Annotated in this window: 15 protein-coding genes; 12 read left to right on the forward strand and 3 right to left on the reverse strand. The window is 65.3% G+C overall.

The features are described 5' to 3' along the window. The first annotated feature begins 3 nt into the window (after positions 1-3). The 7 genes from AC4HOU_RS15215 to AC4HOU_RS15245 all read left to right on the forward strand — a co-directional run bounded on the left by AC4HOU_RS15215 (position 4) and on the right by AC4HOU_RS15245 (position 5312). Positions 4-132, forward strand: coding sequence for a DUF6186 family protein (locus AC4HOU_RS15215; RefSeq protein WP_228806394.1), 129 nt, complete (start codon positions 4-6; stop codon positions 130-132). A gap of 475 nt (positions 133-607) precedes the next feature. Further along, positions 608-1186 carry a DUF3558 domain-containing protein gene (locus tag AC4HOU_RS15220; RefSeq protein ID WP_490724644.1) on the forward strand — a complete coding sequence of 193 codons (579 nt, stop codon included), beginning with the start codon at positions 608-610 and terminating at the stop codon, positions 1184-1186. 40 nt (positions 1187-1226) lie between these two features. Then, positions 1227-1676 carry a hypothetical protein gene (locus AC4HOU_RS15225; protein WP_280499691.1) on the forward strand — a complete coding sequence of 150 codons (450 nt, stop codon included), beginning with the start codon at positions 1227-1229 and terminating at the stop codon, positions 1674-1676. A gap of 92 nt (positions 1677-1768) precedes the next feature. After that, complete coding sequence (locus tag AC4HOU_RS15230) at positions 1769-2896, forward strand: WXG100 family type VII secretion target (RefSeq protein WP_490724645.1); 1128 nt, start codon at positions 1769-1771, stop codon at positions 2894-2896. A gap of 235 nt (positions 2897-3131) precedes the next feature. Continuing rightward, positions 3132-3911, forward strand: coding sequence for an ESX secretion-associated protein EspG (locus AC4HOU_RS15235; protein ID WP_490724646.1), 780 nt, complete (start codon positions 3132-3134; stop codon positions 3909-3911). A 313-nt stretch (positions 3912-4224) separates the two neighbouring features. After that, on the forward strand, positions 4225-5109 hold the full coding sequence (locus AC4HOU_RS15240) for a helix-turn-helix domain-containing protein (protein WP_163814579.1): 885 nt from the start codon (positions 4225-4227) through the stop codon (positions 5107-5109). Then, positions 5106-5312: a DUF397 domain-containing protein gene (locus AC4HOU_RS15245; RefSeq protein ID WP_490724647.1), complete on the forward strand. Its 207-nt coding sequence runs from the start codon at positions 5106-5108 to the stop codon at positions 5310-5312. Before AC4HOU_RS15240 ends, AC4HOU_RS15245 begins: the two co-directional genes overlap by 4 nt. Positions 5313-5438: 126 nt before the next feature. Here the strand turns inward: AC4HOU_RS15245 and AC4HOU_RS15250 are convergent, their stop codons facing one another. Beyond that, positions 5439-7082, reverse strand: coding sequence for a serine/threonine-protein kinase (locus AC4HOU_RS15250; protein WP_490724648.1), 1644 nt, complete (start codon positions 7080-7082; stop codon positions 5439-5441). A gap of 82 nt (positions 7083-7164) precedes the next feature. Continuing rightward, positions 7165-8805: an ABC-F family ATP-binding cassette domain-containing protein gene (locus AC4HOU_RS15255; protein WP_490724649.1), complete on the reverse strand. Its 1641-nt coding sequence runs from the start codon at positions 8803-8805 to the stop codon at positions 7165-7167. A 145-nt stretch (positions 8806-8950) separates the two neighbouring features. Here AC4HOU_RS15255 and AC4HOU_RS15260 point away from each other — a divergent pair, with 145 nt between their 5' ends. The 5 genes from AC4HOU_RS15260 (at position 8951) to AC4HOU_RS15280 (ending at position 12335) form a co-directional block, all read left to right on the forward strand. Next, complete coding sequence (locus tag AC4HOU_RS15260) at positions 8951-9142, forward strand: PspC domain-containing protein (protein ID WP_163814583.1); 192 nt, start codon at positions 8951-8953, stop codon at positions 9140-9142. A 196-nt stretch (positions 9143-9338) separates the two neighbouring features. Beyond that, positions 9339-9650: a DUF6802 family protein gene (locus AC4HOU_RS15265; protein ID WP_163814584.1), complete on the forward strand. Its 312-nt coding sequence runs from the start codon at positions 9339-9341 to the stop codon at positions 9648-9650. A 189-nt stretch (positions 9651-9839) separates the two neighbouring features. Next, positions 9840-10160, forward strand: a complete 321-nt coding sequence (locus AC4HOU_RS15270; protein ID WP_490724650.1) for a hypothetical protein — start codon at positions 9840-9842, stop codon at positions 10158-10160. Then, positions 10157-11887 carry a hypothetical protein gene (locus tag AC4HOU_RS15275; protein ID WP_490724651.1) on the forward strand — a complete coding sequence of 577 codons (1731 nt, stop codon included), beginning with the start codon at positions 10157-10159 and terminating at the stop codon, positions 11885-11887. Before AC4HOU_RS15270 ends, AC4HOU_RS15275 begins: the two co-directional genes overlap by 4 nt. Before the next feature lie 43 nt (positions 11888-11930). Continuing rightward, positions 11931-12335: a hypothetical protein gene (locus AC4HOU_RS15280; RefSeq protein WP_490724652.1), complete on the forward strand. Its 405-nt coding sequence runs from the start codon at positions 11931-11933 to the stop codon at positions 12333-12335. Between the two features lie 255 nt (positions 12336-12590). On the opposite strand, the gene AC4HOU_RS15285 is transcribed toward AC4HOU_RS15280, so the two are convergent. Then, positions 12591-13454 carry a poly(ethylene terephthalate) hydrolase family protein gene (locus AC4HOU_RS15285; RefSeq protein WP_490724653.1) on the reverse strand — a complete coding sequence of 288 codons (864 nt, stop codon included), beginning with the start codon at positions 13452-13454 and terminating at the stop codon, positions 12591-12593. Positions 13455-13463: the final 9 nt, after the last annotated feature.

Consider the following 13463-nt stretch of genomic DNA (forward strand, 5'->3'; position numbering starts at 1 on the left):
CCTATGGCCTCGGAGCGTTCCTCCGCGCGCAACCCCACCCTCGTCGTAGCCCTGGCCCTTCGCACCCGAACCGCTCGCCTGCTCACCCTTCCACTGTGGATCTGGCTCGGGTGGCATTTCCTGGCGCGGTGAGCCGACGCGGCCGAACCAGAAGTATCCGTTTCAGCATGTGCGCGGGAATTCTGATATCGCCTCTCGGGCAAAATATGCAGGGCGTTGACGGGGAGGAGCTCGAGATGGTGGCCGGCGCCGAGCTGAACGAGCAGCGTGGACCCGCGCTCGCTCGCCATGGATCCACGGCAGGTGGGTGAGGATTTCCGTAGCCGGTACTGCCGTCCGGAGGTCGATCTCGACACGATCGTCGAACAGTTATCGCTAACTCGCCCTGCACGCCCAGCGGGTAATCCCCCCGGATCGGGGTGGGCATGCGCAGGATCCGTGCATGGAAAACCGGTGAGCGGTTCGCGCCGGGCCGAACCGGTTCGCCGGTTGCCAGCTGGACTGGTGCCCGATACGGTCAACGGTAGTTTTCGCGGGGGCGGAGGAGCCGGTCCGGGCCCGGCGTACAGCAGGTATCGGGCATCGGCTTAGGGGAATGATGAATCTCATGCGCAAGTCGGCGTATGCCGTGGCGGCCGGGCTGAGCGCGGTAATGGTGCTGGCGGGGTGTGGGTCGTCGACCGATGGGACGGCCGAGCCGGCGGGAGGGTCGACGGGGACGTCCGCTGCCGGGCAGTCCATTGCCGAGGATGTACCGAGCGGGTTCGCGCCCTGTGAGGATATTCCGCAGGAGGTGCTGGACTCGGAGGGGTTGCATTCGACGGGGGGCGAGGCGTCGAAGGACAATATGCAGCGCGGGGAGATCAAGTGGCGTGGTTGTCGTTGGGTCGTCTCGGACGGATACGGGACAAGCATCAGCGCCACTAACCTGACGTTGGAGATGATCCGGGAGAAGGCCAATCCCGGTACTCAAGAGGGAACCGTCAGCGGTCGCACCGTGCTCTATGCGCCCGATGATGCTGGGGATACGACGCAATGCCGGTTGAACGCGCAGATGGAGGGCGGCAGCCTCGAGATCATGGTCGATAACCCCAACTCACGTCGGAAGACGGGGCACGAGCCCGCGTGCGACATCGTATTGCGACTGGCAGGCAAGGTTTTGCCGTTGATCCCGGCAGGGGCGTGAGTGTGAGAATCTGTACCGCGAGCAGGGAGGGGACTCGACCGTGACCGAAGAGAATAAGCGGCCGATGCAGGACATCATCGACGCGGCCAGGGAGGGCCAGGTGTCGGTATCGTTCAACGACAGCGTCCGGGTCAATGCCGAGGAGTTCGTCTATATCGACCGCGACTGTCAGGCCATGAAAGACACGATCCAAAACCTGCAAACCATCGCGACGGACATTTCCGGTCGCGAAAAGTGGGGTCTGGGTGAGGGTGTCCCGTGGATCATCACTGGAAATACGGTGGTGCAGTCTTTTCGGGGCAAGGCCCAAAACGATTTCAACGGCAACAACGTGCACGCGATCTTGGAGCGCCACTACCAGATCGTCGACAGCATCCAGGAACTCCACCGGGTGATCGCTGAACGCTATCAGCAGACCGACAGCACCTTCGCGGCCGAGTACAACCAGGCGATGGCCTCGATACCGCAGGGTATGCAGGGGAAGAAATGACCGAGACCTTCGGACACGAGGAACGGCGGCTCAAAGACGCTGAGTACGTGGTGAAAGAGTCGCATATCACTCTTCACGACACATTTGAGGCAATGGATCCGTCCGAGGCAAATATCGCCAAGGACGACTACGCGACCATCGCCAGGGAATGGGAGCAGAACGTCACCCTGTTCGCTGCCCGGATTCGCCGTTCCAGCGAATCGGCCTGGGATGGCCCCGCTGCGCAGGCTTCGCGGCAGGCGATTTCCGATTACGCCACCGACGCAACGAATCTGACGCCTGCTTTGAACGCCTTGAGCACGCGGGTCGGCGACATGGTGGACGCGGTCCTCAACACCAAGAAGAACATGACCCCGTTCACCGACGACCCGCAGAGCCCGTGGAACCCCGGCGACTGGTGGGACGGCGATAAGGACGGTGACGCGGAGGAGGCGGCCCAGAAGCACGTCCAAGCGGCGTACACCGCCAAGGCGCTGCTTGTCGACGCGACGATTCCGGTTCTGCCCCAGCCACGCGATCCGGTTGCCGTCGGGGAACTACCCCCCGACGACGGCACAGGCGGTGGCGACGGCAACGGCGGCGGCAACGGTGGTGGCGGCACTGGCGGTGGCGGCGGTACCGGCGGAGGAACCGGCGGCGAAGACGGAACCGGCGAGGAAGAAGTGCCCGGAACCGAGGAAGGGACCGAGGACGAAACAACGGACGACTCGACGACAGACGACACCACCACCACTCCGTCCTCGACCGACCCCACGTCCACGACTCCTGCAAGCGCCGTGCCGAGCAGCGCACCTACCAGTCCGACGACATCCGCGGCGTCGACCTCGGGGTTGCCCGGCTCGGGTGGCGGCTTCCCCGGCTCCGGTGGCGGTTCGGGCGGTTCGTCGGGTTCGACCGGTCTGCCCGGTGCCGGTGTTCCGGGCGCTGGACGCAGCGTCGCGGGCACGCCGGTGACCGGTATGCCCGCGGCCGCGGCGGCGGGTGCAGGCGGCGGGGCCGGTTCGGGTATGGGACGGGGCGGGATGCCGATGATGGGTGCACCCGGCGCCGGACGTGGTGGCGGAAACGAAAACGAGTCCGACCGTAAGACGCCTGACTGGCTCATCAATGAGGAGAACGCTCGCGAACTGCTGGGTGATGAGCCCCGGACGATCCCCGGCGGTGTGCTCGGAGCCGATATTCCCGCAGCCCGTCCGGCAGATGGGCCGCCACAGACCTGATCGGAGCGCGGTGTGCCGCAGAACTGCACAGCAGATCGGTACGACTGCTGATGCGGCGATGCGGACGCTCTCTACACCGAGACCGACCATCGAGTGGCTCGACGCATGACGGCCGGCCGGGACCTGTATCAGTGGTCCCGGCCGCACACCGGTCGACGCGGCGAATCAACGGCCCGATCCTCCGAGCACTCGATCTCCTCCCGAATTTCGCACTACTGGAATGGATTTCATTCGCATGGCCTGGACATGGGAGCCGGACACATTCGCCGCCCTCTGGTACGACGAAGGAAATGACCGGATGCCCCCGCCGCTGCGCTATCGCAGCCGCTTCGCGACCATCAACGCCTTCGAGGCCCACCGCGCCGCTGTCCGCGCCCAATACACCGGCGACGAACGCGAGCGCATCGACCTGCTCAAACACACCCTGGCGAACTGCGAGATGCGGATCGAAATCTTCTTCGGTTCGAAGGTGCACCGCAACAGCGACGGCCGCACCCGTAAGGACCTGCGTATCGTCGGCGCCCGCAACTACTCCTATGCCGTGATACTCAGCCAGACCGCCATCGGCGAGGAATTCGGTGACATCCGCGCTCAGCTGATCCGTGCGGAGCAACTTCCCACCGCGCTCACGGCGTCCATTCCACCTTGTTCGCCCGGTAGTGAACGGCCCGCCCAGTTCGACCTTCAGGACCTCAAACCACCTTCGGACACCGGCTATTTCGGCGCCGATACGCACACGCGCGAGCGTCAGCGCTTCGAGCGGCTGGCGCTTCGACCTGCCGATGGTGGTGGCAATGCGATCCTCCGGCTCGGCAATTTCCATGCTCCGCACAGCCGTTTCCGGGCCATGCAGTGGTACGACATCACCGGCGACGGCCGCTACCTCGAGCACCGCAATCGCACTCATCTCGACGTGCGCCCCGCGCAGCCGCAGGATTTCACGAGCGCGTTCAGCAGGTGGCTCGATGACGGTGTGCGGACGCTGCGTGAGAAGGAAGAAGACGCCTACTTCTGACAGTGCGCGGTGACCGCGTTCGGAACGGCCGGTTCGAACGGCCGGGTTCAGTGCATATGACCTCCACTCCATCGGGCTCCGATCAGGTTCTGGGATAAGCGTTTCCGCTGGCTGCCGATGCTGGTACCTTGAGGTTGGATTCTTCGGGGGCGGCATCGGGCGAGCATCAGCGAACCATCTGCCCGGGGCATATGTGGTCGATGTGGGGCCGTCCGGCTCGGATTGCGTAAACGCCCAGCATTTCTCCCGTGGCAGTGCCCTTGCTCTACCCGTTTCGCGGGTCGAACGGCCCGCCCTCGATGGGGAGGACTCCATGCAGGACACCGGATCTACCTTGCCGCGACGCCAACTGGGGCAATACCTGATGGATTGGCGCACACGCGTCGGCCTGAGTCAGAATCAGGCAGCTGAACTACTTGGGATCGGCTCCAGCAGTTTGTACCGGCTCGAACACGGGCAGAACAGCAGAGTCAACATTGCACACGTCGAGGCGGCCTGTGAGCTCTACGGGGTTCCAGACCATTTGACCGCCGCGTTCAAAGGGCTGGCGAAGCAAGCTGACGTGAAAAGTTGGTGGCATGAGTTCGGAGACCTGATACCGAGAGACTTCGATGTGTACTTCGGGCTCGAGTCCGCTGCGGTCGGAATCACGACGTATCAACCAGAGTTGGTACCAGGTCTTTTCCAAACCGCCGACTACGTTCGCGCCTTGAACCGCGCTGCCTTCCCGAACGCGAGCAGCGAACTGCAAGAGGCGTGGGTTCAGCTGAGGTTGCGGCGTCAGCACATCGTTTCCCGCAAGCGGCAACCGGTTTCCGTTGATGCCGTCATCGGTGAGTCTGCGCTGCGGAGGGTCAACGGTAGTCCGAAGGTGATGGCTGCGCAGTTGAGGAAACTGGCCGACGTATCGACACTGCCGAACGTCGAGTTGCGCGTATTGCCCTTCAGCGCGGGGTTCCCTGGCGGTCTGTCGGTCGGCCCCTGCGTGATCCTGGACTTCCGCCCGGGCGCGACGGCGAAGCTGACAGAGCCTCCGGTCGTATTCATCGAAGGAAGCACAGTCGGCAATTTGTATCTGGAGAAGCCGGAAGATGTTGCGTGCTACCGTCAAACCTGCGACAGCATCCGCGGTCAGGCTCTGGATGCTGTAACCAGCAGGAGCCTGCTACGGCAGGTAGCGAAGGAGTACTTGGCGTGAGTATCGACCTAGCATCTGCCCAGTGGTTCAAGAGCAGCCACAGCCAGGGGACCGGCGAATGTGTCGAGGTCGCCTGGCTCGATAACGACTTTGTCGGCGTCCGAGACTCAAAGAACCCAACGGGCCCCGCACTCGCCTTCGCTCCCACCGAATGGCGAAACTTCACCACCGCGATCGTCAACGGTCGTTTCACCTCCGCCTGAGCGGTGTGCCCCAGGCGTGATGCTCCGATCCCACTCGACGGGGCTCACGCCTGGGCTCGACTTCCCCTTCGCGTCGGATCTGGCTTACGCCAGGGCACGTGGATGGATAAGCGCCCGATGCCCTGATCAGTCCAGCGGCAACTTCTTCCACCATTCGAGTAGCTGATCCATCGACGGATCGTTGGGCGCGCCGAGGCCGTAGGAGTAGACCAGCATATTCTCGCGCGCCGGATCGTTCGGGAAGGTCGTCGCGATCCGAGGGGCCGACTTCGGTTCCGAACCGGCCTTGGTGTTGGAGTATCGCTTGCCGTTGTTGTTGAGGTCTTCCTCGACGGGCAGCGCACCGAGGCCCTGGAGAACTCGCCGAACGTCAGAGGCCGATTCGTATTGGAAGATTCGTATGTCGGGCCAGCGAATATTGTCTTCCGGGATCATGTAGCTGTTGGCGTAGCCGCATTCCCAGTAGGCGGTGGGGTCGCCCATATCCGGAGCGGCACCATTGATGAAGAACCAGTGCAGGTCGTATCCCTCCCGCATCACTTGCGCGCTGCAGCCCATGCCATCGAAGCCGGTGCCCTGCCCCCACGTCTGCCCGGCCGGAATCTCGCCGGGCGGCAGCAGGCTGGGGAAAGCCAGGCGCATCTGTTCGAGATGGCGTTGCGGCGGGGTCTTGTCACGGTTCGCGATCGCCACCGCGGTCCCGATACCAGCGACGATGATGATGACGAGCGTGAGGCACAGCCCGACGATCCATCCCACATTCGAACGGCGGGGCTGCGGACGAGGATAGGGAAGCGCGGCATGCGGGATGTGTCCCTGCTGCCCAGGGACGGGCCCCGAATACGCATTGACCGGCCCCGTGCCGAGCGGTCGCGCCACCGGCATCGGTGCCGCGGGTGACGGTGCCATGGTGGGGGCAGGTGCCGATGCGAATTGCGGCGTCTCACCGGACAGCGCTCGCCGAGCCGTCTCCGCGAACTCGGAACACGAGGCGAACCGGTCGGTCGGCCGCTTCGCCATCGCACGGGCCAGCACGGCATCGAGGGCAGGCGGCAGCCCCGCCCGGGCGGTCGACACAGGCGGCGGCTGCCGTTGCAGGTGTCCCTGGATGACGGTTGCCGGGTGGGTGGATTCGAAGGGCGCGTTGCCGGCCAGCAGCCAGTACAGGGTGCAGGCGAGCGAGTACTGGTCCGAGCGCCCGTCCATGTCGGCGCCGGTCAACTGCTCAGGGGAGGCATAGGCGAGTGTGGCTGTGAAGGTGCCCGTTTGGGTGAGCCGGTTCGCCTCGCCTGCGATGCGGGCGATCCCGAAATCGGTGAGGAACACCCGTTCCTGGCCGTTGCCGTCGTTGGCGAGCAGGATGTTCGCCGGTTTGACGTCGCGGTGCAGCACGCCTCTGCTGTGCGCGAAGTCGAGTGCCTTGGCCGTTTCGGCGACGATCTGCACCGCGCGCGCCGGTGGCAGTATCTGCGGATCCACGGTCGCCGCGTCGACGCCGTCGACATACTGCATCGAGATCCACAGCCTGCCGTCGTCGGCGCCGCGGTCGTAGACGGTGACGATATTGGGGTGGTCGAGCTGCGCGACCAGGTCGGCTTCGCGTTCGAACCGGGCCCGAAGTTCCTTGTCGGAGAACAGTTCCTCGTTCAGCAGCTTCAGCGCGATGCGACGCGGCAGCCGCGGGTGCCTGGCCAGATAGACCGCGCCCATGCCGCCTCGACCCAGTTGCCGGTCGATCGTGTAGCCGGCGAAGACCTCACCCTCACGCATTCAGCCAGCCTTCCCCCGTCCGATCGGTCAATCGTGTCGATCCTAGGACGTGTGTCAGCCGCGGGCAGCCCGGGTGGCTGCGTCAGCTCTCCGACAACCGCCCATCCGCCAGGTGCCAGCGGCGGGTGGCGCGCACCGAGTCGAGCATGCGGCGGTCGTGGGTGACCAGCAGCATGGTGCCGGTGAAGGAGTCGATCGCCTGCTCGAGTTGTTCGATGGCGGGCAGGTCGAGGTGGTTGGTGGGTTCGTCGAGGACGAGCAGGTTGGTGCCCCGCGCCTGGAGCAGGGCCAGTGCGGCACGGGTGCGTTCGCCGGGGGACAGGGTTTCGCAGGGGCGCTGGACGTGCGGGCCGCGGAGGCCGAACTTGGCGAGAAGGGTGCGCACGTCGGCGTCGGGCCAGTCGGGCATTTCGGCGCCGAAGGTGTGCGCAAGGGTGGACTCGCCGCGGAAGAGGCCGCGGGCCTGATCGACCTCGCCGATTTCGACGCCCGACCCGAGCGAGGCGGTTCCGCTGTCCGGCAGCAACTTTCCCAGCAGCAGGGCGATCAACGTTGACTTGCCCGCGCCGTTCGCGCCGGTCAGCACGATGCGGTCGGCCCAATCGAGCTGCGTGGTGATCGGGCCGAGCCGGAAATCTCCGCGACGCACCGTCGCCTCGGAGAGGGTGGCCACCACGGAACCGCTGCGTGGTGCGGCGGCGATCGTCATCCGCAGCTCCCATTCCTTGCGCGGCTCCTCGACCACCTCCAGCCGTTCGATCCGCCGTTGGGTCTGCCTGGCCTTGGCGGCCTGCTTCTCCGTGGATTCCGCGCGCATCTTCCGGCCCGCTTTGTCGGAATCGACCCGGGATTTGCGGCGCGCGTTACGCACACCGTGTTCGAGCCAGTTGCGTTGCATCTGCGCCCTTGCCTCCAGATTCGCCTTGGTGTCGGCGAATTCCTCGTAGGCTTCGCGGGCATGCTTGCGGGCGATCTCGCGTTCGGCAAGGAAGGCCTCGTAACCGCCGTCGTACACGTCGACTCGTTGCTGCGGCAGGTCCAGTTCGATGATCCGATTGACCGTGCGGGCCAGGAATTCTCGATCGTGGCTGATCACCATGAGCGGAACCCGCACGCCGGTCACGAACTGCTCCAGGCGGGCCAAACCGTCCAGGTCCAGGTCGTTCGTCGGTTCGTCAAGCAAGAGAATGTCGAAGCGGGACAACAGGACCGAGGCCAAGCCCGCACGCGCGGCCTGGCCGCCGGACAGGCCCGTCATCGGGGTGTCGAGACCATTGGGCAGGCTCTCGGCCAGGCCGAGCTCGCCGGCCACCTCCAGTGCCCGTTGATCCAGGTCGGCACCGCCGAGGGCGAGCCAGTGTTCGAGGGCGGGTGAGTACTCGTCGTCGCCACCGTCGGCCAGGCGTTCCGCGGCCGCGTCCATGGTCTGCTGCGCGGCCGTCACGCCGGTTCTGCGGCCGAGGAATTCGAGCACCGTCTCGCCGGGGATACGTTCGGGTTCCTGCGCGAGGTAGCCGATGGTCGCGTCCGGCGGGCTGAGGGTGATGGAGCCCGACGGCGCCCTGCGATCGGCCAGCATGCGCAACAGCGTCGACTTGCCCGCGCCGTTCACGCCGACCAGGCCGATCACATCGCCCGGCGCGAGCGTCAGGTCCAGACCGCTGAACAAGGTGCGTTCGCCGTGTTCGGCGGACAGGCCGCGCGCGTGCAGAGTGGTGCTCACCTGCACGAGTGTGCCGTGTGTCGGTGGACACCCTGAGTCCGGGCCCCGCGGAAATCAGGGTGGGTATCAGTACCGGGACCGATGCCACGGCGGCCGGATTCGCGGACAGTGGATGAGGTAGCGATCGACACCGAGGAGAGTTCCCATGACCGCACCCGCACGCCGTTTCACCCGCTCCACCAGCGACAAGTGGATCGCCGGAGTCTGCGGCGGCATCGCCGAATACTTCGGGTGGAACGCAGGCATCGTCCGCCTGGCCTTCGTACTGTCCTGCCTGCTGCCCGGACCGCAGTTCCTGCTCTACCTGGTGCTGTGGATCATCATCCCCAAGAAGTAGGCGCACATACTCCTGAACGGCGGCCGCGTGAACCATGTGCGCGGCCGCCGGCTCGTACAGCACGGTCGCCCCACTCGCTGCCGAACACTTGCGGCGGCAACGCACTCGACGGCGACCGCACACGGATGACAGGATGGAGCCGTCCGCCATTCGGCTGGTGACCGCGCCCCACACGAGCCCCGTTTCAGGAGGAGCCATGATCAGCTCGGGTGAATTCCCCGGCCTCGATCTGCCCGACATCGACGCATCCTCGTCCCTGGACGGCCTGGGCGCCGTCGAACTCGACAGCCCCACCCAGGACATCAACGGCGACGGCATCCTCGACTCCATCACCACCACCGACGACGACGGCATGCACGTCTGGACCGACACCGACCTCGACGGCTACGCCGACCACGTCACCGTGGTGGAAGACGACGGCGACTACGCGGCATGGGAGTACCACCGGAATCCGGATGGGTCGGGGGAGTGGAGGAAGACCGATGAGGGGCGGTTGGGGGAGAAGTAGGGGCGTTCGCCCGCGCTTGGCCCTGCCCCGCCGAGCCCAGTAGATTTCCCGGCAAGCGATCTCGTCCCAACCGGCCGAGATCCGATGGAACCGAACCGGGGTCGGGTGCGTCGAAACCTAGTAGACAGCACTCGACCCCGAGCACGGTTCGGGTCGTGAACGAGGAGCAGGGACGGAGGGGACTGGTCGATGACGACGGATTCGGGGTCCACGGTCGGGGTGCAGACCGGTGAGCTGGGGAAACTGGGGAACGACATCGGCAGCTCGGCTGCGGTGATCAAGGATCAGGTCAAGAAAGTCGCCGACAACATGGTCGGCCCGGCGGTGGTCGGGGTGAACTACGCCGACGAGGGCAAGAAGATCCAAACGGGACTGGAAGCCGTCCAGAAATGGTTGGAGGACTGGTCCGAAGCGGGGACCATTACCGGCGACGCCATCGGGGCATCGGTGGTCATGTACTCGAACGTGGATGAGCAGAATGCCACCGAAACCGCGAAGACGGGGAGTTGATCGAGGTGGCTGATCGGACATTTACAGTCGACCCGAACTCCACCGTCAACGAATTCTTGAACACTGCTTCGCAGAGCTTGCTGTATTTCGAGCAATTCGGCCCGCAGTACAAGAAAGTGGCTGCGGAGGCGGCTGGAATACCTGAATACGGCGAACTCGCCCAGCGGCTCGACGAGCAGCGAAATCTCGATGAGAGCAAGATTCAGAACGCGGCGGACGCCATAAAGCAGGTTCTCGATAGCGCGCGTCCTCAACTCGCCGCTCAACAAGGTTTTGCTCAAACCCTCCCGACGGTTTGGACGGGCGAGGCGGCGTCAGCCGCTTCCAGCATGCTCGGTGAGCAGTTGACCATGGCGCAAGGCGATATCGACGTCGTTCAGAACGTTTGGGATGCGTTGAATGGCGCACCGGCGGCGCTGCGTGCGGCGGTGAAGATCAAGGCAGATGTCGTGCTCCAAATCTTGGAGCACGGAGTCGACGTGCGGATCGACGGAAAGTCGGCCGACGACGTCAGTCATATTATCGCCGGTCGCGATATGGGCGCGTCGCACGAACTGTGGGGCTCGACACTACTGAGTCGATTGCACAGAATATTTCCTGACCTGAACGACGGGATGGACGCAGTCGAGAAGTATGCTCAGTACGGCGTGGGTCTGATGTCGGTGGCTGGTGGCGCATCCTTCTTCGCGGGTCCGCATCACGAAAAGGTGAAAGAGCGATGCCGTCAATGGATCGACGAAGTATTCAAGAAAGACTATCCGGATAAGGTAACGAAATTCATCGAGGCATGCGATAAGGCCGACCAGGGTGTCAAGGATGTTTACACGAAGATAGCGGATTCGTTCAAGGGACTTTCTGAAAAGCCGTACCCTTGCCCGACGGCGACCCCCAAAGCGAGCACACCCAGCCAGCCCAGCACACCTAGTACACCCTCCACGCCCAGCACGCCCTCGACCCCGAGCACGCCCTCGACGCCCAGTACGCCGAGTACCCCCTCCACCGAGGACGAAGAGGACGACGACTCGACGACAGACTCACTGGTCAGCGGACTGGCAGCGTTGGCGGACGTAGCAACGGAACTCTCCCCGTTGATCACCACAGTCGCGTCAGCGGTAGGGGATGGCCTGACCTCACTGGCAGGCGCGATTACCGAGGGAGTCGACGGTGCGCTGCAACAGCTACAAGCGAACGCGTCGGGTCTGGTGGACGCGGACGGCGACGGTGTGCCCGATAACGACAAGGACGGCGACGGAAAGCCGGATGAAGACAAGGGACTCGATCTCGCCGGTAAACAGGTGAAGCTGGAGATGGGTCCTGATGGCCAACTGAAGATGGTCGTCACCGAGCCGGATGGCACGACCACCGACTACAAGGTCGAACTCAACGAGCAAGGCCTCCCGGTTGTCGTCGGGACAGAAGGCGAAACCGGCGAGGCGAAGCCAGAGGGCGAGCAGGGAGACGGCTCCGAGCAGAGCGAGGGGCAGTCGGGTAGCGGGTCGATGCCGCGCGGCGTGCCCGGTGGCAAACGGGAAGAGGACGGCGAGCACAAGCCTCAGGACTATCCCGAATCCGAAGGCGAAGGGATCGAGCCCGGATTCGTGCCCGAGCCCATTCCCGTCCCGGAACCGGAACCTGTGCCCCCCGCCCCGCCCGTACCGCCGCAACCACCTGAACCGCCGCAGCCGTTCGACACCGGTGCCGAGCTTTCCGAGGCAGGCCCACTGTGACGCATGTGCCCCGCGTGCAGCGTGAAACTCGAGGAGGATGGCCATGGTGAACTACCGGGCGGAGATGGAACGGATCGTCGAGGAAGCCAAGTGGCAATCCTCGCGGTTGCAGGAAGATTTGGCGGAGATAAACCAGCGCACGGCGGCTAAGGGGCGGGAACTCACCGAGAAGTCCGCCAGGGAAATGCGTCAGTTCTGGGAAGAAACGGCAGCCAAACTCGAGCAGGCCTCGGCCGAGGCGGAAAAAGACCGCGAAGCTGCGGAGGCGGAGGCCGAGAGGGAGCGCCTGGCCGCCGAAGAACGCGAACGGATCGAGGCCGAGGCTCGGGAACAGCGGGAGGCCATCGCCCGATCGATGCAGGCCCGGCGGTCCAAGGATGTGGTAGCGCCGATCGACGAGGACGACGAAGAGGCGCAGTACTACCAGCGGAAGAGTTGGTTGGTGTAGCTAGCCGGGCGGCGTTCGATCGAAGACGTGACGAGGCGCATCAGCGCGGTGAAAGCCGACGGGGTTCCACGCTGATGTATCAGTCGTCGGCGGCGGCCTGGTCGGCCTGCTACCACAGGGCGAGCGGGGTCGAGCTGAGCGGTGGGTCGCCTACGAGGGGACTGCGAGATTACGGGGGCGGATTCAAGCCAGGCGGCTGGCGCGAGATGAGGCCGATCGCTGGGCGATGCCGGGCGCCGAGAAGCTCGCACCGCCCTACTTCCGCAGCAACGCCGCCAACTGACCCAACTTCGCCGGGCTCGGTTTCTCGACGGGCACCTCGTCGGCGTGGGGGTCGATGAGGTGGGTGTGGGGGATGGCGGCTTCGGGGTCGGCGAAGGCTGAGTAAGTCTTGTCGCCCAGGACGGTGGCGAGCAAGTACCCGGTGAGCAGGGCTCGGGTGGTGCGGGCGGTTTTGTGTTCGTGTTTGCCCGCGCCGAGGAGCGTCATCAAACGGCGGCCTTCGGGCAGGCCGTCGGCGGAAGCCTTGTCGATGGTGCGCAGGAGCATCGGGCCGCCCCAGGCCGCGGCCAGCGGGGTGGCGTTGGAGTTGGTGGAGCGGAGGTCGGTGGCGCCGGCGAGGATGAGGGCGGGGGTGTCGATGTCGGCGGCGATCGACTCCGCGGACGGGGCGGTGGGGGCCGGGAAGAGGGCGGCTACGGCGGCTACCCGGCGCTGGGCGGCGGCGATGACGGCCGCGCCCGCGCCCATAGCGTGGCCGGCCAGGACCAGTTTGTCGGGGTGGACGCTGATCGCGCCGTCGCCGAGGCGCACGCCCGCGCAGATGTCGAGGGTGGTGAGCAGGTCGGTGGCCAGGCCGACGTGCGACGGAATGGGGCCGCGTTCGGTATCGGGGGCGGCGGTGACGAAACCCCAGGACGCCAGGTGTTCCAGCAGCGACCGGTAGTGGTCGGAGCCGCTCATCCAGCCGTGGCCGAACGCCACGGCGGGTAGGTTGCGGCCCGATTCGGGGGTGTACACGACGCCGGGCTGGCCCGCGATGGCCAGGTTGCCGCGCAGCACCCGGTGCGGGCCGCGGCTGGTCAGGGTGCTCAGGAGGGATTTCACAGACGCCGACACGACGTGAAC

Source organism: Nocardia sp. JCM 38205 (assembly GCF_058222935.1).

Coding starts and splice junctions, on each gene's coding strand:
- AC4HOU_RS15215 (WP_228806394.1), top strand. CDS start 4: ATGGCCTCGGAGCGTTCCTCCGCGCGCAACCCCACCCTCGTCGTAGCC.
- AC4HOU_RS15220 (WP_490724644.1), top strand. CDS start 608: ATGCGCAAGTCGGCGTATGCCGTGGCGGCCGGGCTGAGCGCGGTAATG.
- AC4HOU_RS15230 (WP_490724645.1), top strand. CDS start 1,769: ATGGATCCGTCCGAGGCAAATATCGCCAAGGACGACTACGCGACCATC.
- AC4HOU_RS15235 (WP_490724646.1), top strand. CDS start 3,132: ATGGCCTGGACATGGGAGCCGGACACATTCGCCGCCCTCTGGTACGAC.
- AC4HOU_RS15240 (WP_163814579.1), top strand. CDS start 4,225: ATGCAGGACACCGGATCTACCTTGCCGCGACGCCAACTGGGGCAATAC.
- AC4HOU_RS15250 (WP_490724648.1), bottom strand. CDS start 7,082: ATGCGTGAGGGTGAGGTCTTCGCCGGCTACACGATCGACCGGCAACTG.
- AC4HOU_RS15260 (WP_163814583.1), top strand. CDS start 8,951: ATGACCGCACCCGCACGCCGTTTCACCCGCTCCACCAGCGACAAGTGG.
- AC4HOU_RS15265 (WP_163814584.1), top strand. CDS start 9,339: ATGATCAGCTCGGGTGAATTCCCCGGCCTCGATCTGCCCGACATCGAC.
- AC4HOU_RS15270 (WP_490724650.1), top strand. CDS start 9,840: ATGACGACGGATTCGGGGTCCACGGTCGGGGTGCAGACCGGTGAGCTG.
- AC4HOU_RS15280 (WP_490724652.1), top strand. CDS start 11,931: ATGGTGAACTACCGGGCGGAGATGGAACGGATCGTCGAGGAAGCCAAG.